General features: G+C 40.7%; 26 protein-coding genes. 22 read left to right on the plus strand and 4 right to left on the minus strand.

Features of this window, described 5'->3' with window-relative positions:
• Positions 1–140: 140 nt before the first annotated feature.
• Together RXX31_RS24880 and RXX31_RS23875 are read left to right on the plus strand one after the other, a co-directional pair.
• Complete coding sequence (locus RXX31_RS24880; RefSeq protein ID WP_225453572.1) at positions 141–653, plus strand: hypothetical protein; 513 nt, start codon at positions 141–143, stop codon at positions 651–653.
• A gap of 704 nt (positions 654–1357) precedes the next feature.
• A complete protein-coding gene (locus RXX31_RS23875) occupies positions 1358–1609 on the plus strand; it encodes a hypothetical protein (protein WP_317592106.1) in 252 nt (83 codons plus the stop codon).
• A gap of 220 nt (positions 1610–1829) precedes the next feature.
• Here the strand turns inward: RXX31_RS23875 and RXX31_RS23885 are convergent, their stop codons facing one another.
• Positions 1830–2120 (minus strand): type II toxin-antitoxin system RelE/ParE family toxin, encoded by a 291-nt coding sequence (locus tag RXX31_RS23885; RefSeq protein WP_317592107.1) that lies wholly within the window; start codon positions 2118–2120, stop codon positions 1830–1832.
• Positions 2110–2358: a type II toxin-antitoxin system Phd/YefM family antitoxin gene (locus RXX31_RS23890; protein WP_005377003.1), complete on the minus strand. Its 249-nt coding sequence runs from the start codon at positions 2356–2358 to the stop codon at positions 2110–2112. The genes RXX31_RS23885 and RXX31_RS23890 overlap by 11 nt, the downstream gene beginning before the upstream one ends.
• 317 nt (positions 2359–2675) lie before the next feature.
• On the opposite strand from RXX31_RS23890, the gene RXX31_RS23895 reads away from it, so the two are divergent.
• The 19 genes from RXX31_RS23895 to RXX31_RS23995 all read left to right on the plus strand — a co-directional run bounded on the left by RXX31_RS23895 (position 2676) and on the right by RXX31_RS23995 (position 17872).
• Entirely contained in the window at positions 2676–2801 is a 126-nt protein-coding gene (locus RXX31_RS23895) for a hypothetical protein (protein WP_317592108.1), read from the plus strand.
• A 400-nt stretch (positions 2802–3201) separates the two neighbouring features.
• A complete protein-coding gene (locus RXX31_RS23905; protein ID WP_289998018.1) occupies positions 3202–3555 on the plus strand; it encodes a DUF1428 domain-containing protein in 354 nt (117 codons plus the stop codon).
• 151 nt (positions 3556–3706) lie between these two features.
• Positions 3707–4111, plus strand: a complete 405-nt coding sequence (locus RXX31_RS23910; protein ID WP_317592109.1) for a DUF1801 domain-containing protein — start codon at positions 3707–3709, stop codon at positions 4109–4111.
• Positions 4112–4261: 150 nt separating this feature from the next.
• On the plus strand, positions 4262–4747 hold the full coding sequence (locus tag RXX31_RS23915) for a hypothetical protein (RefSeq protein ID WP_049878836.1): 486 nt from the start codon (positions 4262–4264) through the stop codon (positions 4745–4747).
• 144 nt (positions 4748–4891) lie between these two features.
• Positions 4892–5356 (plus strand): GNAT family N-acetyltransferase, encoded by a 465-nt coding sequence (locus tag RXX31_RS23925; protein WP_317592110.1) that lies wholly within the window; start codon positions 4892–4894, stop codon positions 5354–5356.
• Between the two features lie 154 nt (positions 5357–5510).
• Complete coding sequence (locus RXX31_RS23930) at positions 5511–5792, plus strand: hypothetical protein (RefSeq protein ID WP_317592111.1); 282 nt, start codon at positions 5511–5513, stop codon at positions 5790–5792.
• A 631-nt stretch (positions 5793–6423) separates the two neighbouring features.
• The gene (locus RXX31_RS23935; RefSeq protein WP_317592112.1) at positions 6424–7629 is read left to right on the plus strand and encodes a site-specific integrase; all 1206 of its coding nucleotides are present in this window, start codon (positions 6424–6426) and stop codon (positions 7627–7629) included.
• 107 nt (positions 7630–7736) lie between these two features.
• Positions 7737–8351 carry a hypothetical protein gene (locus RXX31_RS23940; protein WP_317592113.1) on the plus strand — a complete coding sequence of 205 codons (615 nt, stop codon included), beginning with the start codon at positions 7737–7739 and terminating at the stop codon, positions 8349–8351.
• 72 nt (positions 8352–8423) lie between these two features.
• On the plus strand, positions 8424–8690 hold the full coding sequence (locus RXX31_RS23945; RefSeq protein ID WP_317592114.1) for a hypothetical protein: 267 nt from the start codon (positions 8424–8426) through the stop codon (positions 8688–8690).
• A 529-nt stretch (positions 8691–9219) separates the two neighbouring features.
• Complete coding sequence (locus RXX31_RS23950; protein WP_012841735.1) at positions 9220–9462, plus strand: helix-turn-helix transcriptional regulator; 243 nt, start codon at positions 9220–9222, stop codon at positions 9460–9462.
• Positions 9455–9706 carry a hypothetical protein gene (locus RXX31_RS23955; RefSeq protein WP_317592115.1) on the plus strand — a complete coding sequence of 84 codons (252 nt, stop codon included), beginning with the start codon at positions 9455–9457 and terminating at the stop codon, positions 9704–9706. Before RXX31_RS23950 ends, RXX31_RS23955 begins: the two co-directional genes overlap by 8 nt.
• On the plus strand, positions 9703–11247 hold the full coding sequence (locus RXX31_RS23960) for a replication endonuclease (protein WP_317592116.1): 1545 nt from the start codon (positions 9703–9705) through the stop codon (positions 11245–11247). Before RXX31_RS23955 ends, RXX31_RS23960 begins: the two co-directional genes overlap by 4 nt.
• 154 nt (positions 11248–11401) lie before the next feature.
• Positions 11402–11662 carry a DUF5062 family protein gene (locus tag RXX31_RS23965; RefSeq protein WP_317592117.1) on the plus strand — a complete coding sequence of 87 codons (261 nt, stop codon included), beginning with the start codon at positions 11402–11404 and terminating at the stop codon, positions 11660–11662.
• A 152-nt stretch (positions 11663–11814) separates the two neighbouring features.
• Positions 11815–12399 carry a DUF1294 domain-containing protein gene (locus RXX31_RS23970; protein ID WP_065297002.1) on the plus strand — a complete coding sequence of 195 codons (585 nt, stop codon included), beginning with the start codon at positions 11815–11817 and terminating at the stop codon, positions 12397–12399.
• A 253-nt stretch (positions 12400–12652) separates the two neighbouring features.
• Positions 12653–12925 carry an ATP-dependent nuclease gene (locus RXX31_RS23975; RefSeq protein WP_317592118.1) on the plus strand — a complete coding sequence of 91 codons (273 nt, stop codon included), beginning with the start codon at positions 12653–12655 and terminating at the stop codon, positions 12923–12925.
• A 25-nt stretch (positions 12926–12950) separates the two neighbouring features.
• Positions 12951–14618, plus strand: a complete 1668-nt coding sequence (locus RXX31_RS23980; RefSeq protein WP_317592119.1) for an ATP-dependent nuclease — start codon at positions 12951–12953, stop codon at positions 14616–14618.
• 263 nt (positions 14619–14881) lie between these two features.
• Positions 14882–15460: a hypothetical protein gene (locus tag RXX31_RS23985; RefSeq protein ID WP_140162614.1), complete on the plus strand. Its 579-nt coding sequence runs from the start codon at positions 14882–14884 to the stop codon at positions 15458–15460.
• Positions 15460–16377, plus strand: coding sequence for a DUF4868 domain-containing protein (locus RXX31_RS23990; protein WP_202648465.1), 918 nt, complete (start codon positions 15460–15462; stop codon positions 16375–16377). Before RXX31_RS23985 ends, RXX31_RS23990 begins: the two co-directional genes overlap by 1 nt.
• A gap of 376 nt (positions 16378–16753) precedes the next feature.
• Complete coding sequence (locus tag RXX31_RS23995; protein WP_317592120.1) at positions 16754–17872, plus strand: SEC-C domain-containing protein; 1119 nt, start codon at positions 16754–16756, stop codon at positions 17870–17872.
• A gap of 114 nt (positions 17873–17986) precedes the next feature.
• Here RXX31_RS23995 and RXX31_RS24000 read toward each other — a convergent pair whose 3' ends face one another.
• Together RXX31_RS24000 and RXX31_RS24005 are read right to left on the minus strand one after the other, a co-directional pair.
• Positions 17987–18304 carry a CcdB family protein gene (locus RXX31_RS24000; RefSeq protein ID WP_317592121.1) on the minus strand — a complete coding sequence of 106 codons (318 nt, stop codon included), beginning with the start codon at positions 18302–18304 and terminating at the stop codon, positions 17987–17989.
• The gene (locus RXX31_RS24005; RefSeq protein ID WP_317592122.1) at positions 18304–18549 is read right to left on the minus strand and encodes a type II toxin-antitoxin system CcdA family antitoxin; all 246 of its coding nucleotides are present in this window, start codon (positions 18547–18549) and stop codon (positions 18304–18306) included. Before RXX31_RS24005 ends, RXX31_RS24000 begins: the two co-directional genes overlap by 1 nt.
• 196 nt (positions 18550–18745) lie before the next feature.
• Between RXX31_RS24005 and RXX31_RS24010 the strand changes: the two genes are divergently transcribed.
• A complete protein-coding gene (locus tag RXX31_RS24010) occupies positions 18746–19588 on the plus strand; it encodes a hypothetical protein (protein ID WP_317592123.1) in 843 nt (280 codons plus the stop codon).
• The last annotated feature ends 738 nt before the right edge of the window (positions 19589–20326 follow it).

A 20326-nucleotide genomic window follows, 5' to 3' on the forward strand; every position in this document is an offset into this window, starting at 1 on the left:
ACCTAACAAACGCTTCAAGGCGGATTCGCAACGCGTGGCATTTTTACTATGCGTTGATTTTAGTGATTAAGGTGGTATGCGGAAGCACCGTATTGCGTTGCTCACCACTTAAGCGGGCGTTATGTTAAAGGAGAAAGTCTGTGAAAGTATTTGATGTCGAAGTTGATCGCTTGGAGTACGATTTTAATTACAATACCGTTGAAACGGATGAGCTACACCAAAAATTAAATGGATCAACCGAAGTTACTATCAACGACTTACGAAGAGTTTCTCTATGGAAATCGAACCGAGTATTAAATGTCGATAGTGACACTCTAGCTTGTTTAAATCAGTTAGGTTCGGTATCTAATTTAACTCTAGAGTCGCCGTTAGTTAAAGAAGTTATTGAACGATTAGTCCTGTCACAAGGTATTGGCTTTCCAATGGCAAGCGCGGTTCTAAAGTTTATAAATCCCAATTTATTTCCAATCATTGACGTAAGGGCATATCGTGCTCTTACAGGTAAAAAGCCTTACTACTCGAGCTATACCTATGACGGGTACATTAGTTACGCAGTTGAGTTACATCGTCTAGCTCAAATTTTGAATAGACCCTTAAGAGACATTGACGAGCAATTGTATTGTTTTGATAAAGAAAACAATGGGAAAATTTAACATAACAAACAGTTTAAGAGGGATTCAGCACGCGTGGCATTTTTAGTATGCGTTGATTTTTGTGTTGAAGTGCTATGCGGTGGCTTGGTCATTGCGTGCTTCACCCCTTAACTGGGCGTTAGTACTGGATGGGCATCAAAGGTTAAAGTTTCGGTGTTTATTGGTTTCTTTTCCTTGCTTTACACCTGGTCAAATGTGCCTTTCACGTTCTCTCCGGTGGCACTATATGAGTTGTGTTCGCGTTGATTTCACCGTTTACGGTTTCTAACTTTCGGGCTATTTCTCTGGTGTGGCTTCTTTGGTGTTGAGAGATTTTCGTCAAAAAACGAATTTCTTTGGTGAGGTTGTTTAGTTCTGAAGCCCGTATCCTTTGTTAATTTGAACACGGAGAAATCAGGGCAGTTTTGCATATTTTTCTTCTGGCCAACTCGCGTTTTGAGAGTGAGTTCTAGTTTGGCAGTTGTCCCTTTAGCGTCAGAGTTTTAAGCCAGAAGTTTCGTGCTATATTTCAGTATCTTGGCGTGTGCCAAAGGTTAACGGGCAGCGTACTAACAAACTGTTCAAGAGGGATTCACAACGCGTGGCATTTTTACTATGCGTTGGTTTTAGTGTTTAAGGCGGTTTGCAGCGGCTTCGGCATTGCGTTGTTCACCCCTTAACAGGGCGTTATGTATCTCATTGAAATGTCGGTAAGGATATCAAAAGTGAAAATTTCATCTCTTGATAAAGTTTTAAGTGCTAATGGATATGATTTTGATTTCGTTAATGGAATATTCCATGTGAAGCTAGGTGGCTTTGCCAATAAAGTATCTGTTTCTTGGGATTTTAGTCATCAACGTCTTAACTATTCTTATAGGCAAACAATTACCCATGCCTTTCAGTTTTTTGGGCTGCGTTTACGGTGGATAGTATTATTGATGGGGATCAGATTGGTGCAGTATCGAAGGCAGTTCTAACAATGGTCTTCTTTCTTACGACAATAATTACTGAGTTAAGAGTTGTGGAGCTAAGAAGGGTGTTAAATCAAGAGACAGACAGCCCCGATACATAACAAACTGTTCAAGAGGGATTCGCAACGCGTGGCATTTTTACTATGCGTTGGTTTTTGTGTTTAAGGTGGTATGCGGCGGCTTTCGTATTGCGTTGCTCACCCCTTAACAGGGCGTTATACCGCAATCAATCATCTAACCTTTTCATAGCTTTACGGTAAACATCGCTACGTTCACGTTTTCCGACAGCTAAGACAGTTACAATGATGACATCGTCTTCAACTTTGTAGACTAGACGGTAGCCCGATTGACGCAGCTTAATTTTATACATGTTGTCAGCTCCAGAAAGCTTTGAAGCCTGGACATGTGGGTTATCTAAGCGCTCGATTAGCTTTTTCTTAAATTGTTGTTGCAGAGTAGATCCAAGCTTTTTCCACTCTTTGAGTGCGCTCTTCTTAAAGTTGAGTTTATAGGTCATCAATATTTACCGAAATGCTCTCTTCAGATTCACGCTCTTTAGCGATAGCTAGTAGTTCAAGATCTTCGAGTCTGTCCATCATCATTTCGTACGCTTCGGCAGGTACACAATAAAATGCTGGCTCATTTCGGTTTAGTACAGCAACAGGTTCGCCGTAAGCACTAGTTGCAACTTTCATAGGGTTAGCTTTCAACTCAGTAATGCTTGCAGCAACATCGGCTAAAATTCTAGTGGTCATATAATAGGTCTCTTAAATGGTCTTTATGTTGGTCATTTTAGCTTCAACCAAGCGGTATAACAAGGCGTTTAAGACGGATTCCCAACGCTCGGCATTTTCGGTTTGCTTCATGTTTGGTATTTACGGCACAATACTTTAAATGTAGTGGTATGCGTTGCTCACCACTTAACGCGGCGTTAGTTTGCAAGAGGAAAAACGCAGCTATCTCGCAAGATCTAGCGGTAAAAGCTCAAAGTTGAAATTGTCGTATCGGTGTTCAATTTCAGTGTTAATTAGCGTGGTAAAAATCCAAAATTGGCATCGTTTCAAGGGTAAATTTGTTCTTTGGCGCGGCGACTTTTGGGTTAACTGAGTTGAACTTTTTTGCTGAAGCTCTGCTCGTTGAGTTTGTTGGTACAAAAGCCGATTTACTCGCTGAAACGACGTTTTCTCTGGTGTGGTAAGTTCACGTGGTTTCAGTGGCTTTGTTGAAAGTCCGCATTGTGAGATTGCCTTTCCAAAAGCGGTTTCTGGCGTTGTGAGTTCGTTTACTGCGGCGTTGTTTGTTCCACGTGGTTTCATTGACTAGCCGCTTTGAGACTACGCCTGACTTAAGTGCATCAAAACACATAAAGTTTATTGTTTGCAAAGTTTAAAACAACGTAAAATCAGCCCTTTGGGTTTGCAAACTAACAAACTGTTCAAGAGGGATTCGCAACGCGTGGCATTTTTACTATGCGTTGGTTTTAGTGTTTAAGGTGGTATGCGGCGGCATTGGTATTGCGTTGCTCACCCCTTAACAGGGCGTTATGTCCTCTTGCGTCGTTGAACTATGGTTATAACTCCAGTTAAAGGAGTTTATTTATGTCATATGTCGATGGATTTGTAGCAGCTGTACCAACAGCGAATAAAGAGCAGTACATTGCACACATAGAAATAGCAGCAGAAATGTTCAAAGATTTTGGTGCTTTAAAGGTTGTTGAAACTTGGGGAAATGAAGTGCCAGATGGTGAAGTAACTTCATTTCCAATGTCTGTTAAAGCTCAAGACAACGAAACGGTAGTATTTTCATGGGTAGTCTGGCCCTCAAAAGAAATCCGAGATTCAGCCTGGCAGCAAATAATGGATGACCCTAGAATGAGTCCTGAAAATAACCCAATGCCGTTTGATGGTAAGCGCATCATTTATGGCGGTTTTGACGTTATTTTGGATAAATAGTGAGTGCGTACATAACAAAGCGTTTAAGAGGGATTTGGCACGCGTGGCATTTTTAGTTTGCGTTGAGTTGAGCGTTTAAGGCGTATTCCAGAAACTTATGTATTGCGTGCCTGCACCCCTTAACGCGGCGTTATGTGAATAGGAGGTTCCAGTGAACAAGGTAGTCAAAGAACGCTTCGACGAATATCCGGAAAACGCTCGTATTAGGCTAGAGGAGTTACGAAATCTAGTCTTTCAAATCGCATCTGATTTGGATCTGGGTGAAGTCGATGAAACTCTAAAGCGGGGCGAACCTAGCTATAGTGTAAAAACAGGCAGCCCGCTAAGAATGGACTGGAAGCTGAAATCTCCTAACAATTATTACCTGTTCTTTAATTGCCAAACTAAGTTAGTCGATACATTTCGAGAATTGTATGGTGAAGAACTGGTGTTTCAGGGAAACAGAGCAATAGTTTTGTCCTTAGCGAAAGCGTTACCAGAAACAGCAATCAAGTCCTGTTTAGAGTTAGCTTTAACCTATCAGCAGCGTAAACATTTGCCTCTTTTGGGCGTATGAAAAATTCACATAACAAAGCGTTCAAGAGGGATTCCCAACGCTCGGCATTTTGGGTTTGATTCAGCTTTAGTGATTACGGCACAATGGTTTAGGTTGGGTGGTCTGCGTTGTTCACCCCTTAACGCGGCGTTAGCCCTATTCGGAGATAAAATGAGTTTTACTGAGAACGATATGAAGCGGCAGATGGTTTTATTGCAAGAAATCGAATCGCAATCGGATCGAGGTACTGCAATCGTTGGTGCCGCTTGGGTGGAAGAAGAACTAAAGGCGGCTTTGAAAGCGAATTTATTAGATGATGAAGTCGTATATAAACGACTTTTTCAGAATGGTCGACTGTCAGACTTTTCTTCTTGTATTGATTTGTCTTACATGCTGAAACTCGTTGATAAATCTCAGTACCAAGATTTGGAAAAAATAAGAAGAATTAGAAATGAGTTTGCTCATAAGTTGACAGACAAAAATCTTGAGGAGTTGTCTTTTAATAACGCAAGTATAAGTGACCGCTGTATGCAATTGTCTTGCATACAAAACGAAAAGATAACAGATCCAAGACATGCATTTTGTCGAGCTTGCGCTATTTTATATTCCGAGTTCTATTTTTTAACCATAGTCCCTAAAATTCGCTATCAGCCATAGGGCTAACAAACAGTTCAAGAGGGATTCAGCACGCGTGGCATTTTTGGTATGCGTTGATTTTGGTGTTGAAGTGCTATGCGGTGGCTTGGTCATTGCGTGCTTCACCCCTTAACTGGGCGTTAGCTGTATTACGGAGTCGGCACGATGATTACAATTAGAAATTACAGAGTAGAAGAGGCCAAAGTACTCTGGGATATTCAGTTTTATACAATTAGGAATATTAATATTCGTGACTATTCTCAAGCTCAAGTCGAAGCTTGGGCTCCAGAGCATCTAGATTTTTCAGTCTGGGAAAAACGAATGAAAGGCTTATCTCCGTTTGTTGCTGAAATAGATGGTGTTGTTGTTGGCTACACAGATTTGCAAGCTAACGGACTTATAGACCATTTCTTTTGTCACCATGAGTATCAAGGCAAAGGTGTAGGTAAAGCTCTAATGAATCACGTTTTTAAGGTTGGCAGTTTACAGGGTATAAAACGTTATTTTTCTGAAGTTAGTATCACTGCTCGTCCATTTTACGAACACTTTGGTTTTAAAGTAGTTCAGGTCCAAGAAGTGGAAATTCGTGGTCAAAAACTAAGAAACTTTGTCATGGAAAAATACAGCTAACAAAGCGTTTAAGACAGATTCGCAACGCGTGGCATTTTTGGTTCAATTCAGCTTAAGTGTTTACGTCACAATAGATTAAGTTAGGTGGTAGCGTTGCTCACTACTTAACGCGGCGTTAGGCAAATGCCATAAATTTTGAGTTCAGGATTAATTAATGAAGCATGAAACAGTTAACTCTATTATTGGCGTGTTAGGTTTATTGATCGCTTCGATAACAGCGTACCATCAGTTTGTTCCACCTTCTGATCAGCTTGATATCGAAGTTGTATCAGTTCCGAGTACTCAGCCACTAAATGAATACATTGAGTTTCAAGATGGTTTATCTGAAGAAGTTCGTAAATTATCGGGTCCATTTTTCTGGGAATTTACCGCGTACAATAGCTTAGATAGAACCGTAACTATCAAAGAGCTAGAGACTAAGTTGTTGTCGGATTAATTGACTACAGCGATCTATCAATAGGTACATTTGACAGAAATCTAGTTCCTCTTCAATTACCGCTTTCTATAAATGCTCACGAGGCTCAAGTAATTGTTCTTGCTTTAAATATCCCAATTAAATATCAAGAACACTGTAAAATTTCTGGTTCAACAGTTCAGGATCTTGAGCAGTGTTATTATAAATATGGGCATGACCTTTTCGGTAATGAAGTTAAACGTTTAGATTATGGTACGGTGCAATGGAAAGGTTTACCTAAATCCCCAAGTTTCATCTCTACTATAACAACTGGTGATAATAGTCAGTTAAGTAAGACATTAAGCTATTTTTCATTTAATCCGTAAAAATTTGCCTAACAAAGCATTTAAGAGGGATTCTCAACGCTTGGCATTTTTGTATCTACTTCAAATTTAGTGTTTACGGTACAATACTTTAGGTCGGGTGCGGGCGTTGTTCACCCCTTAATGCTGTGTTTTGGTAGTATTTCTCTATAAACCACAATGAACAAATATGACTCGTAGTGCCATGTAAAACAATGATTTAAGTATGATTTGTTTGTTCATCCCTGTTCTTTTTTAGCCATCCTTATACAATCATTTTGCTACATAAAAGCTACACGGATGAAATTACGATGGCTATCAAGCAAAAGATTACTAACACCTCAATCAAGAGTTTTAAGGTCGATGACAAGCGTTTGAACGACACTGAGATCAGCGGTTTTCACGCTCGTATCTCCCCAAAAGGCATCATCAAATACTACTTTTACTATCGCCTGAATGGAAAGCAGAGAAACTACCTCTTGGGGGCGGCAACTTCTTTAACGCCTGCCCAAGCCCGAGATTTAGCAAAAGAAAAAGCAGGTCTTGTCGCGGGTGGGCAAGATGTTCAGGAAACACGTTTTGAGGCCAAACGTGAAGCGTTGAGAAAGACACTGACCCTAGAACGATTTCTTGATGAACATTACGAGAGTTACTTACAGGCTCTAAACCCTAAAACAGCCAAACAATCCTTTATGTGCATAAAAAGCAGCTTCAGGCATTTAGCGCATAAACCCATGTCTGAAATTACGGCTTGGGACGTTCAACAATGGGTATCTGAAAAGCGCAAGTTGGGTAGGGCATCATCAACCATTTCATACGCCTACAATCGCTTGAAAGCCGCGTTTAACCGAGCTGTTGAATGGGACTTCATTGATTCTCATACGCTCAGTAGTGTGAAGATAGTCAAAGAAGATGACCAGCGTATTCGTTATCTGTCTACGGCAGAAGAAACAGCGTTATTAGACTCCTTGAAAGTGCGTGACATTCGCCTGAGGGAAAATCAGAAGCAAGCCCATCGTCAAGAAGTGCCCAAGCTGCGGTATGCGGATTATTTAGAGCCTTTAGTCGTGATGGCGATTAATACGGGCATGCGAAAGGGGGAAATGCTGTCATTATGTTGGGAGCACGTTAACTTCGAAAATCGTTATCTTACGATTACCTCAGCAAATGCGAAGTCGAAGAAACGCCGAACCATTCCTTTAAACGATACCGTTTTCTCCATGCTGAACGATTGGAAGGCTCAGAACTATAGTGAGGAAAGTGGGCTCGTGTTTACCTCAAATGGAAAGCCGATTGATACCTACCAATATCAATGGGAGCAATTACTGAAAGACGCCAATATTCATAACTTCCGTTTTCACGACTTACGCCATCACTTCGCCAGCAAGCTTGTCATGGCAGCGGTGGATTTGAATACCGTTCGGGAGCTTCTTGGTCATGCCGATTTAAAGATGACGTTGCGCTATGCCCACTTAGCACCAGAACACAAAGCATCTGCGGTGAACCTGATTGGTTAGTGTTGTGAACCGCGCTGAAAAACAGTTGGCTTACTGGCGGCTAGAGTAAGCCAAGACTCAGTTTAGTGTTTAAATTGCCTCTCTAGTAAGAAGACAAAAGGCGATTCATGGAGCAGTTAACCCGTCGATTTATTCGATTGAGTGAGATACCTGAGAAAACCAGTGCCACACAAGGCGATGTGATGGCGGCCATAGAGGACAATCAGTTAACCTTGTTTGCCTATTTTGAAGCGAAACGCCTTGGTGCCTATGGCACGAGAGACAACCAAAAAGTCGTGTATGCCGTGTTTGATTATCAGGGCATGGTTCAACTCAAGTCGAAAGATGCCGCGCGAATTATCCGTCTAATGAAGCCCACTGAAATCTCAGTGCTCTTGGCGATAGAGCCGGAACGAATCACAGGTTGGTCGTCAGTGGATGATGTTTTCCCGAACATCCAAAAGACAAATCTACACTACACCAAACAATGCCCTGAGCTTCCAACCACTCCCATCAGTGCTATTGCCGAACTCAGTGCCACGCCAACCGTTGAAAATGTCGTTTCTAAGTTCGCATCGGCTTTCTTGAACCCCAAAGAAGATGAGCAGCACACGAAACTCCAAGACGCATTATTGAACCTGAATATTAACGATTCAACCGCACAAGCCGTGCGTTTAAACGCTAAACCCGTACTCATTAACCCTGAGCAACTGCGGGTAGAGGTTGAAGGCATCAACCGCTAGCTTAGTACCATTCAACCGACATCCACGGTTGAACCAGTAAAACAAAGTAGCTCAAGACTTCATGAAGTGGCGTTGTCACACCCCATTGAAAAGATTGCTTATCGCGTATTGGAAACCTACGGTGACCAAGACGCGCCCAAGGTGTGGGAGTTAATTAAGAAAGACTCACTGGAAGAGGTTAAAAAGCAATTCGATATTGACGGCTACATTATAGAAGTGATGAAAGACAGTATTCTTTGGTTGGATAATAAAGGAACCGAGAATAGCTTAGGGTATCAGTCCTTTCGTAAGAAACACCTCCCGTTGGTAAGAAAAGCGATAAGAGAGAATTCTGACTAGATCGGTTGCGATTCGGTTGGCTTATCGGTTGGATGTGTGTTGAAAGTTTAGCGTGATGGAGGCTCACGGTTTTCAGCACTTTTCTGACTCACTCAGCCGAAACTCTCAACACATACTGGACTAACAGTTAATACATTAACGTTGCTACATGATATTGAGTGCAGAAGTTGTGCTTAAGCCTTGTATTTAAAGGTTTCATCATAATTTTCTAACGGTTGAATTAACCGCTGTGTAGCACTGTATAAAGTGTTACTTTAATGCTTAGTAAGCGATGAGAACTCTACTCTTGGTTGAAAGTCTCTGTTGAACAACTGAAGTTAACCGTCGTTAACTTTGAGATACCTGTTAGACACGATTTCGTCGTTATTCAATCCCTGCAACCACGCCAAGAAATCCGTTTGAAACTATTAATATGTTAAGTCTGCCGCAAAAGTAGAGGGGAGGCGTCAACCGTATCGTCAACCAAATCGTCAGGTGACGTTTACGACTGTTTACCGTGGTATCAACTTCACATCAAAGAGATACCGTAATGACAGATTCAAACGTTGAAAAGCGCGCTTATACTGAGCAAGAAACCGCAACTTACATTGGCATGAGCCGCTCTTACTTAAGACAAGCGAGAATGGAAGGCCAGCGCAATAACCGAACTATCGCCCCTCCATTTATTAAAATTGGCCGCGCTGTCCGTTATTTAAAAGAAGATTTAGATGCATGGCTAGATAATCACACCAAGCTTGAGCATTTGTGTCAGGGAGGTGCGGCTCATGGCTAATCTGACTCAAGAGCAAATCATGCTCATCAAATGGATGAAGACCGGACGCACTTTCCAAGTGTGTTCGGATTACTGTCCAACTCAGGGCGACGTTCAGCCAAAGTCGCGGTTGCCTATTCAGTTGCATCAAAAGACCATTCACAAGCTCGTTAAAGAAGGCTTGATTGAATATGCGAGCCAGAAGTACTTTGGTTTACGTTGGGATGTGTTTTCCTTAACGAGTAAGGGGAAAACGCACCTATGATGAGCATCAACCTTTTGTGCGTTGACCGAGATGACAGAGCCTTTGTTCAGCAAAGGCTTTCTCCGTTTTCGGAAGAAATTCAACGTATTTTGTTTAATGAATATCTGGGCCAGCCAACGAAATTCGAGCGAAATACTTATCTCAGAGTCACGACCAACACTATCGCCGCGAACTTATCTTTGCCAATCGATAAGATTGAGTTAAACCTAACCGAAGAAGACTTGAGAGCTAAAGCGAAGCAACTTGCCCAAGAGGTCTTAGACCGACGTCGCCGCTATCTTAATGACGAGTCCGCGCTTCAACCATTACGAGACTATGTTACTCGAAAAGGCTTAACCCCCTATCAGGGACAATATTCCCTGATAGGGGAGGTGGCGCGTTACAGCCACAAAAATTGGTGGTTGAGAGGGCTTAGGAAGGCGTTAAGGCGTAATATCGAGACCGTGTTGCATCATCTCAATCAAGTTAATAAGCAAAAGAGTCTCTATTGCTCCCAGCCAACGCTTATTGCTCGACTCAATCAAAAGGCATACCAAAAAGCGTACCTAGAAAACACCATCGCGACCAACGAGCTTGGGCAGAGCTTCTCACTGCTTGAGCTATCGCAAAAAGGGGTATCAGACCCGAAGATACGCAAAGGGGAGTTAATGGTAAGAGCAAGAGGGTTTGAAGACTTAGCCAATGAGCTAGGTCATGTAGCAACATTTCTAACCATAACCTGTCCCTCCAAGTACCACAGAAGCTATTCAAAGTCCGGACACATCAACCCTAAGTGGGAGGGCTACACCCCATTAGACGGTCAATCCTACCTCAATGAGACATGGAAACTTATCCGCTCAAAGCTGAACCGCTTAGACGTTCGTTTCTATGGTTTTCGTGTAGCAGAGCCGCAGCATGATGGTACACCACATTGGCACCTGTTGTTGTTTGTCGAAGCTAAAGACTATGAAGCGATGACTCAAACCATGCGTGAATACTCAATGCGAGAAGATGGAGAGGAAAAGGGCGCAGAGCAACACCGTTTTACCGAAGTGAAGATAGACCCATCAAAAGGGAGCGCTACAGGTTACATCGCCAAATACATTTCCAAGAACATTGATGGCGCAGATCTAGAAGATGGCATTTACGGAGAAGACCCGTTAGATGCGGCGGCACGTGTTGATGCATGGGCATCGTGTTGGGGTATTCGTCAGTTTCAACAGTTAGGTGGCTGTTCCGTGACTGTATGGAGAGAGCTAAGACGTCTTAAAGATACTCAAGACCTACCTGACCACGCGAAGACCATCATTGAAGCGGCAGATAAAGGCGATTGGAAGACGTTTACCCAAAAAATGGGCGGTGTGTTTAGCAAACGTAAAGAGCAGGTATTCAAGCCACATTATGAGTTTTCAGTGGATAAAGCGACGGGGGTTATCAAAACCAGTTTGTACTGCGCGAGCGAGCTAATGCGGGCATTAAAAGGCGTAGCCATAGCTGGTCAACAGTTCATCACAAGAGTCTTTCAGTGGCAGGTATCTTCAAGCGTGCGCTTTGCTCTCTAACTTGGAGTTCTGTGAATAACTGTATTTTTAACTAAAAACCCAATGGATTAACCAAAAATGATTTACTTTGCAATTTAGGAAACCATCAGTTGCGAGCGATGATATTGCGGATATATAGTGGTTTCGAGCGGATTGACGCTGAGGAGACTAAAGCATGTCCAAAGTAACAAAAATGCGTAACGAAGATAAGCTCGTCAAGAAAGCATTAGAAGTGGGTTCAAAGCTGGCAAAAATGCAAGGTTTTGAACTACCTCAACACTCCCAACCGACTCTAGCGAAAGCTGTGTACCTGTTCTTGGTTGAAGCTAAGCAAATCACACCATTACCAGCAGACAAATTGGACGGTGTGAACATTAAGAAACGCTTAGCCATATGGATTCACAATGCATTGCCAGATGATGATCCCCTAAAATAATGATTTCAAATCATTTATGCCTCAAAGTTTGCTAGAGCTGTCAGTTTCAATAGTACCTTCCGTTGCTCTTTGGCTTAACTTATCTAATACTGCCATATGAGACAAAATACTTATAAAGTGGTTTTCTATTAGAGTATTAATTGAGGATTATGATGAAAGGTCAAATAGTAAAGTGGGACGATTCAAAAGGTTATGGGTTTATATCTGCTTTGGATTGTGAGCATAGAGTTTTTTTCCATGTGTCCTCGGTAGAGAGTATAAATCGTCGCCCAAAACTTAATGACCATGTGACTTTTGATTTGGGTAAAGATAATCAAGGTCGCATAAACGCTAAGAATGTGTACATTGAAGGTGTACATGGTGTACCTATAACCATTCTATTCAGTTCTATTTTTCTGGTTGTCCTTGCCGCATCTATATTTGTTTTTGACGGTGAGATGTTTCTGTTACCGTTGTATTTAGTCGCGAGCCTATTCACTTATCTTATGTTTGCATGGGACAAACAAGCGGCTCTGAGTGGGAATTGGAGAACATCTGAAAATACTCTTCATCTCCTTTCTCTAATCGGTGGGTGGCCTGGAGCGTTGTGGGCACAATACCTATTGCGACACAAATCAAGAAAACAACCATTTAAATCGATACTATGGGTAACAATAGTTTTTAATATCTGTGTACTCATTGGCTTGTTCACGACTTCTGGAAGAGAGTTTATTCAAACTTCTTTGGCTAGTCTCTAGAGTCGCTTGAAGTCGAAAATGCCCCAAAGTCATTTTGGCCAGCAGTCTAGTTTAGGTCGTTATATGGCTTCTTCCCTTATTTTTGCAAATTTCATCACGTTTGATTGACCATGCAGCGTGTACAGTTGTGACAATGCAATCAGATGCATTTAATTTAGTAGTGTGTGAAAGATTCACAGTGGTAGAGGATGCTTTGTTTAAACAGAGCGTAAAGCTATTGAATAAGATGCTAGCTTCTTAAATAAGGATGAACATGAAATTAGAGTCAGTACGAATTCAAAACTTCCGGTCTTTTAAAGACGAAACTATAAACTTCGATGATTACAACTGCTTTGTCGGTCCAAATGGTGCCGGAAAATCAACAGTAATGAATGCACTGAATGTTTTTTTTCGTCAGCATAAAGACTCTAAAACTGACTTAAGCAAACTTTCTGTTGATGACTTTCACCATAAAAATACGGATGAACCAATATCAATTACTGTGACTTTCAAAGACCTTTCGACGCAAGCTAAACGGGCTAGCTGATTATGTAAGACAGGACAAATTAGTTGTGACGGCTAAGGCTGAATATGACGAGGGAACAGAAAGAGCTGAAGTAAAGCAATTTGGTAATAGACTGGGTATGACCGAGTTTAAAGTTTGGTTTGAGGCTGAAAAAGCTAAGAAATCAGCAAAGGAACTAAAAGATATATTTGCTAGCTTGAGAGACCAGTGGCCTGATATATCAACAGCAAGTTCTAAAGCCGACATGGCTTCAGCACTCAACTCATTTGAGGCCGCTCACCCTGAGATTTGTAGCCTTATCCCAAGTGAGGATCAGTTTTATGGTGTTTCAAAAGGTGCGAACAGACTTGCCCCGCATTTACAGTGGGTATTTGTATCCGCGTCAAAAGATTTCTCAGAAGAAGCAGAGGAAAACAAAAATTCTGCACTTGGACAGCTATTATCACGGGCCATAAGATCGAAGGTCAATTTCACAGAAAAAGTTGTCGGTTTAAGAAATGATCTAAAACAAAACTATCAATCAATGCTTGAAGCAGAACAGGGAGTTCTTTCGAGCATATCTGATTCATTGGAAACTAAGCTAAAGCTTTGGGCAAATCCAAACGCAACTGCAAAAGTTCTCTGGAAAAGTGATGCTGATAAAGCCATTAAAATTGAAGAGCCATTTGCTCACATACAAATTGGGGAAAAAGGCTTTGAAAGTGAATTAGCTCGCTTTGGTCATGGAATGCAGAGATCATATCTGTTAACTCTACTGCAAGAATTAGCTGACATTGATGACGAAAACGTCCCTACGCTAGTTATGGCGATTGAAGAGCCTGAGTTATATCAACATCCACCCCAAGCGAGGTATTTGTCAGAAGTTTTACAAGACCTAGCTAATGATAATTCTCAAATCGTTGTATGCTCGCATAGTCCATATTTTATACCAAGTGATGATTTCCATACGGTGAGAATGGTCAGAGAGGTTGGTTCTCCGGTTTCTTCATCAGTAACCTCATTAAAGTATGACGATTTAGTAAAAGAGCTAAAGGATGCTGGGGAGAAAGCCGTTAAAGAAAGCGGCATGATCGCTAAGCTTTATCCAACACTACGTCCTGAAATTAGTGAAATGTTTTTTAGCAAGAAACTGATATTAGTCGAAGGAATTGAGGATGTCGCTTATTTAACCTCTTATATTCAATTGATGGGTAAATTGTCAGAATTTAGGCGCTATGGTTACCATATAATTCCAGTTGGTGGGAAAAATGAATTAATAAAACCGTTAGCAATAGCAAAATTACTTGATATCGAAGTGTTTGTAGTTTGTGATGCTGACACCGACAAAATAAGAGAGTCTGAAATAAGCAAACACAAAAACGATAATGCTGCTATTTTGCATCTATTAGGTCATAACAAAGACGAACATTGGCCAAGTAAGGATGTTAAAAAATCTAACCTTAGAATGTGGAAAACAAATATAACAAACACTATAGGGCCTGAGTTTGGTGAAGATTGGAAACGACATGAAGATCAAGCAGCTGCCTATTATGGGAATGCAGGTGGATTAAAGAAAAATCCCTTAGCCGTCTCAAGGGCTCTAGAGAGCGCTTGGAAAGCGGGCTTAAAGTCAGAGACTTTACAGGAGTTAGTTATTAGTATTCTGGGCTCAAGTACAACAGAAGCTGACAAGTCCAAAAAGCAATCGGATAGCGCAAGTGCTACCTCTATTTGAGGATTTGAGCTCACGTTTCTAGCTTACTTATGTACAGAACTTTCACAGTGGGCACTTTTTAACGCAAAAGTGCCCCTTTTAAGTTTAGAGTTAATGCTCGTCACAGCCCTGATAATGCACGTTTGACTAAATTTTCATAATGAATCAATATGCTCTTTGTTGAGCAATGTAAGATAGTTTTGGGTCTACTGGTTTGATGGTACTTAAGTGTTAAGCGCTACCAGTCATTCGCTTCTTGGAGAATATAAAAGTGGTAATAGGAAATGCAATTTAGAGTTCTATCTGCCTTTATAATTTTTATAGGCTCATATTTGCCACTGGCTCTAATTCTCGCAGTGCAAGATATTCCTATGTCGTGGTGGAGCAAGTCAATTTGTGATTTATCAGACTTAGGAGATTGCTCATTTAACCCTTTTAATAGCCCGTATTTGTCGATCATATTTATTGTTGTAACTATCGTATCTGTAGTTGTTTCAAATCTATCCCTAAAAAAAATATCATTTCCATTTAATGCGCATGTAGAAAACTCTAAAACAATACCAAATGACATTATTAATTATGTGTTTCCATATGTTGTTTCATTTATGGGGATAAGCTATGAGGCTCCAGAAAAGCTATTAGGGTTTGCCGTTTTCTTATTTTGGATGTTTGCAATAACATACAAGTCTGGGCAGATTATTATGAACCCACTTTTGCTAATGTTTGGCTGGAAATTGTACGAGGCAAAGGTCAATATCAACGGACAGTCTAGAGATGTAAGGATTCTAAAAAAAGGGAATTTAACCCCTGGAAATTATAGAGTCCAAACGATTCAAGATTTTTATATTGCACGGGAAAACTAATGACAACAACTGACTTTCAATCCTTAAAATCGTTTGATTTTGGAAATTCAACACCGCATTTGTGGGTTTTCAAGGACAGTAGTAGTGCGGCACGCTTCAGAACATTTTATGTGCAAACTGAAGATGGTCTAAACACGCAGTTAAAGGATTTCATTGCGACAGAAATTGGTAGAATCACTGAACATAATCGTTACACTTACATATCTCAGACAAATGAGAATAGTTGCTTGTCTATTGATCCTACAAGCACAGATTTTCCGCAACTGAAAGCACTAGTTGATCGACTTGAAAGTGAGCATAGAATTACAGATGCAAAAGATCTGAAAGGTGCAAAAGGATACGTGGTCAAATTCACCTCAAATGGGACTACAGTTTATGCGGTAAAACGATCCACTTCTACGTGGAAGACATCCTACCCTAAAAAATACATTAATATGATTTTTTCTAATGGTGAATTATCAGGGGTTGAAGACAACAGCTTCTCTATAGAGAAAAACTTTGATTTCTATGTGATTAATAATACTGTTTTCATAGCTAACAAACGTGGCTTTGAGTCGGCTATGCAACATAGAACTGCATATGTTCAGGCATTTGCACAGCTCCAACAAACCCCTGCATTTAGTGGCTTATTTTCTGACATAAATCCTATTATCGAATATGTTGGCAAAAATTCCATACAGTTGAGACGCATGGCGGTTATCGAAGAAAAAGGTATTTACAACAGACCAAATTTTATTTCGACTCTGCAAAGAGTAAATACAACAAGAAACTGGGGGATTAACTTTCATCCAACAAATAACACTATAATTCCTTGTGAAAGCACAGTAAGCACCATCATTAACGTTCTGCTTGATCACAGACTTATGAGTGAGATAACAGATAATATCTATGATGTCCCTGATGCGACTCAAGTCTAGGTGTTTAAAAAGTAGTTCGAGCTGACGCCTACATGGCGCAACTGAATCAAGCGTTATACTTTTGTAGTAGCTGAGTGAACTTGGTCTCTTAATTTGAAGTTTGCAATACCTGAAATTATCCATGAGCTACTAATTTAGCAAAGTCCCTAACTTGTTTATGTCCAAAAATGAGTCAGAAAGCCTTTTTGGACTGTCTAGGGTTTTAATGAAAAACGTACAATTCAAAAGCTACATATTCGCTACATGGTACTTTCAATAAACTATAGTGGTCCTTTTAAGGTATTGATTTATAAGTGTTAAATTAAACTATGCTTTCACCTTAATGCGGCGTTAGAAATTTTATTTAACTTCACTATTAAAGTTGTAGGTGATTTTTATGAAAATTGGTCGAAATGAAAAATGCTGGTGCGGCTCTGATAAAAAGTATAAGCATTGCCATTATGGAAGAGAGAGTCAAAAGGCTGTCACAAAAGGCGACGCTATAGCGCACTCAAACAAAATTGCTCAGCGTAAGTGTTGTTATGTCCCTGATGAACTCAAAGGGGATTGTAGTAAAAACATCATAAATGCTCATACTATCTCCAAAAGCAGTAGTTTGATTTCCATTGCTGATGAAACAAATCATGTTTTGGGTTTGAAAATTAATCTATCTAACCTTTTTAAGAACAACGGAAAGCTTGTCCCAGAAAAAATTGGTGTCAACCAAGCGTCTACCTTCAAAGGCTTTTGCTCTCATCATGACAAATCTCTATTTGCTTGCGTTGAAGATCGCCACTTCACTAACGACGAAGAGCAGTGTTTTGCTTTGATGTATCGCTCTGTTGCAAAAGAGCTATATGCCAAAGAGGGTAGCCTCGTTAGCTCAGAACTGTTGAAGCAAGGTGATAAGGGTAAACAACCTATTGACCAATTATTTATTCAAAAGTTTGCGTCAGACAATCAATTGGGGGTCAAAACGGCGATCAAAGAATTGTCAGAATTTAAGAGTAAACTTGATTCACAACTTCTTGGTCAGACAACTAATGACATGTGTCATTTGATACTTAGTTCATCCAAGCCAATTCCAGTTGTTGTTTCCTCAATTGTTGCGCCTGTATCGGACTTTGATGGTAATTTGATAAAAGACTTAGGTGACTTAAAGTTTGTACCTCAGTACTTGGTGTTCAACTCATTTTCTAGTGATGGAAAAGGCTATGCGGTTTTGAGTTGGTTTAAGGGTGAATCAATCGTACAAGATTTCATCGGTACCTTATTGACTGGTTCGCAAGAAGAGCTCTTTTCAAAATTAGTTCGGTTCTTTTATGGTGTTGCAGAAAATACTTTCACGTCTCCTAGCTGGTGGGATAGTTTGTCTTCTTCTCACAAGGAAAAAGTGGAGAGCTTAATAATGAGCGGGGTCAATCCTTTTGAGCTAGAGCCAAAATCCTTACTTGTCGATGATGGCATTGGCTTTTCTGGGTGGGAAGTTGAAAGTATAACGAAAATCAATTTCTAACAAACAATTTAAGAGTGATTCACCACGCTTGGCGTTTTTGGTTTGGGTCTAGTTAAGTGATTAGGGCGCTAATATTGTGTTTTGTGGTTGCGTGGTTCACACCTTAATTGGGCGTTATATGCCAGTAATCAGAAAGTCGATAGCAGAGATGATCTCGTTTCTAAAAGTGCTGAGATTATTCACTGGTTCTCGTAGAATTTTGGTGGGAACACTCGCCATTTGATGAGTAAGAATTACGAAGTCACCTTCATCAATATGTATTATTGGACATAGGTGACTTGGTGCTTTTTTCTCTAATAATTCTGCAGGCGTCAATGGAATCACTAATCGAGTGTTCAGTGTATCTAGCAATTCACTTTGAACGTCGACAAAGTATGGGTACGCAGTTGCAGTGCTCTTATCGTTGTTTTTGTATAGTAAAAATTGTGGCATTAGAATACTCGGTAAGAATCGGAAAATAGTCCGTGGTTTTCAGTTAACTCGTTACAAGCATTAATGGCATCAGCATTTTGCTCTAACCATTCAGCTTTAAGGCGTTGGCTTACTTCTTTTTCAAGTGCCTTTTCCATTGTTGCTGAAAGGTTTATATTTAGGCGTTTAGCCTCAGCGAGTAACTCACTGTTTAAGCTTAAGTTCGTAGCTTTTTTTGGTGCTTGCGTACTATGTAAGTTTCTCATGATAGTAACCTGTGCGTATTGTGTGTGCGCATAAATTATAGGTGCAAGACAAGCATATAACAAGTTGCTCAAGAGGGATTCGCAACGCGTGGCATTTTTACTATGCGTTGATTTTGGTGATTAAGGTGGTATGCGGACGCATCGGTATTGCGTTGGCTCACCCCTTAACAAAGCGTTATACGAATTGGGAGTATGTATGGGGAACCATGCACAGAAACTAGCGGAAAGAATCTTAACGAAAGGGCCTAAGCATGGGTACTGCGCTATATGCCGTGAGCATGGGAAACTCACTCGAGAACATGTTCCACCTGCGGGTTGCGGTAATGTTAGCAATGTAGTCCTAAAGTCTTTGAGTAAAATTGGGTCTAAAGATAAACGTCACTCTGTAGTGTCTCAAGGAGGTCTTACATTTGGCTCTACTTGCCACAAATGTAACAATGACCGTTTAGGTATTAGCTACGATCCTGAGTTAATCAAGCTATACCGAGAAATGAAAGATCTATCTAATTCTATTCAATCCAATCAATTAGCCTTACCTAGTCACAAGACGTTTTTTGTTAAACCACAAAAAATAGCTCGTTCGGTTATTGGTCATATTATCGCGGCGAATTCAATTTCAACATTATCAGAGCCAACAGCGCATAGTGGAATATACAGTGACTTAGTCGAATATTTTAAGGACGGAGATGCGCCACTCCCAGATAATGTAGAAATCTATTATTGGTTCTACCCATCTAGAGACATGAAAGTCTTAAAATCTTTTGGTCGTAGTTTTAAATGGGGTGTAAATCCAGTCGTCGGTGATGTTTTGAAATTTTTTCCCTTAGCATTTTGGGTTGTTTGGAATGTACCAGAAGAGATCAATATTTCACTGCCTAAATTGCTGCCAAACAAAAAGGTAGGAGGGGACGAACTAACTCAGATCACAGTAGACTTTGTGTCTCATCCTCGGTTAGATTTTCCACAAACTCCAGACGATAACGGGGCTTCTTTATATGCATCACAGATAAACTCTGTAGGTGTCCAAAAATTCGTATAACAAAGTGTTTAAGAGGGATTCGCCAACGCGTGGCACTTTCACTTCAAATCGATTTAAGTGATTAAGGCGGTCATATCCGCTTTGGCGGTAGCGTTGTCTCACCCCTTAACGCGGCGTTAGTACTGGATTGGCATCAACGGTAAAATTTTCGGAGTTTATCGGTTTCTTTCCCTAGCTTTACACCTGGTCAAATGTGCCTTTCACGTTCGCTCCGGTGGCACTAGATGTGAAGTTTTCGCTTTGAGTTCATCGTTTACGGTTTCTAACTTTCGGGCTATTTCTCTGGTGCGGCTTCTTTGATGCTGGGAAATTCTCGTCAAACACTGAGTTTCTTTTGCGCTGCCGTGTAGTTCTGTAACCTGTATCCTTTGCTAATTTGAAAACGGCGACAATAGGGCAGTTAAGCATATTTTTCTTCTCGCCAACTTGCGTTTTGAGAGTGAGTTCTAGTTTGGCAGTTGTCCCTTTGGTGTCAGCGTTTTAAGTCATAACTTTCGTGCTATATTTCAATATCTTGGTGTATGCCAAAGGCTTTAAGGGCAGCGTACTAACAAACAATTCAAGAGGGATTCGTAACGCGTGGCATTTTTACTATGCGTTAACTTTAGTGATTAAGGTGGTTTGCGGTGGCGTCGGTGTTGCGTTACTCACCCCTTAATTGGGCGTTAGGTTTAAAGGAGCTATATGAAACATAGAAGTTACAAGTTAGAGTGGTTTTTATTGTTCATAGCAGTAACA

It is taken from the genome of Vibrio sp. EA2 (genome assembly GCF_033042495.1).
Lineage (GTDB): Bacteria > Pseudomonadota > Gammaproteobacteria > Enterobacterales > Vibrionaceae > Vibrio.

Excerpts from the sequence above, each read along its gene's own strand:
- RXX31_RS23995 (WP_317592120.1), top strand. The coding sequence starts at position 16,754 with ATGAAAATTGGTCGAAATGAAAAATGCTGGTGCGGCTCTGATAAAAAG.
- RXX31_RS23905 (WP_289998018.1), top strand. The coding sequence starts at position 3,202 with ATGTCATATGTCGATGGATTTGTAGCAGCTGTACCAACAGCGAATAAA.
- RXX31_RS23935 (WP_317592112.1), top strand. The coding sequence starts at position 6,424 with ATGGCTATCAAGCAAAAGATTACTAACACCTCAATCAAGAGTTTTAAG.
- RXX31_RS23990 (WP_202648465.1), top strand. The coding sequence starts at position 15,460 with ATGACAACAACTGACTTTCAATCCTTAAAATCGTTTGATTTTGGAAAT.
- RXX31_RS23890 (WP_005377003.1), bottom strand. The coding sequence starts at position 2,358 with ATGACCACTAGAATTTTAGCCGATGTTGCTGCAAGCATTACTGAGTTG.
- RXX31_RS23970 (WP_065297002.1), top strand. The coding sequence starts at position 11,815 with ATGAAAGGTCAAATAGTAAAGTGGGACGATTCAAAAGGTTATGGGTTT.
- RXX31_RS24010 (WP_317592123.1), top strand. The coding sequence starts at position 18,746 with ATGGGGAACCATGCACAGAAACTAGCGGAAAGAATCTTAACGAAAGGG.
- RXX31_RS23955 (WP_317592115.1), top strand. The coding sequence starts at position 9,455 with ATGGCTAATCTGACTCAAGAGCAAATCATGCTCATCAAATGGATGAAG.
- RXX31_RS23950 (WP_012841735.1), top strand. The coding sequence starts at position 9,220 with ATGACAGATTCAAACGTTGAAAAGCGCGCTTATACTGAGCAAGAAACC.
- RXX31_RS23960 (WP_317592116.1), top strand. The coding sequence starts at position 9,703 with ATGATGAGCATCAACCTTTTGTGCGTTGACCGAGATGACAGAGCCTTT.
- RXX31_RS24000 (WP_317592121.1), bottom strand. The coding sequence starts at position 18,304 with ATGCCACAATTTTTACTATACAAAAACAACGATAAGAGCACTGCAACT.
- RXX31_RS23930 (WP_317592111.1), top strand. The coding sequence starts at position 5,511 with ATGAAGCATGAAACAGTTAACTCTATTATTGGCGTGTTAGGTTTATTG.
- RXX31_RS24005 (WP_317592122.1), bottom strand. The coding sequence starts at position 18,549 with ATGAGAAACTTACATAGTACGCAAGCACCAAAAAAAGCTACGAACTTA.
- RXX31_RS23915 (WP_049878836.1), top strand. The coding sequence starts at position 4,262 with ATGAGTTTTACTGAGAACGATATGAAGCGGCAGATGGTTTTATTGCAA.
- RXX31_RS23940 (WP_317592113.1), top strand. The coding sequence starts at position 7,737 with ATGGAGCAGTTAACCCGTCGATTTATTCGATTGAGTGAGATACCTGAG.
- RXX31_RS23985 (WP_140162614.1), top strand. The coding sequence starts at position 14,882 with ATGCAATTTAGAGTTCTATCTGCCTTTATAATTTTTATAGGCTCATAT.
- RXX31_RS23965 (WP_317592117.1), top strand. The coding sequence starts at position 11,402 with ATGTCCAAAGTAACAAAAATGCGTAACGAAGATAAGCTCGTCAAGAAA.
- RXX31_RS23925 (WP_317592110.1), top strand. The coding sequence starts at position 4,892 with ATGATTACAATTAGAAATTACAGAGTAGAAGAGGCCAAAGTACTCTGG.
- RXX31_RS23975 (WP_317592118.1), top strand. The coding sequence starts at position 12,653 with ATGAAATTAGAGTCAGTACGAATTCAAAACTTCCGGTCTTTTAAAGAC.
- RXX31_RS23885 (WP_317592107.1), bottom strand. The coding sequence starts at position 2,120 with ATGACCTATAAACTCAACTTTAAGAAGAGCGCACTCAAAGAGTGGAAA.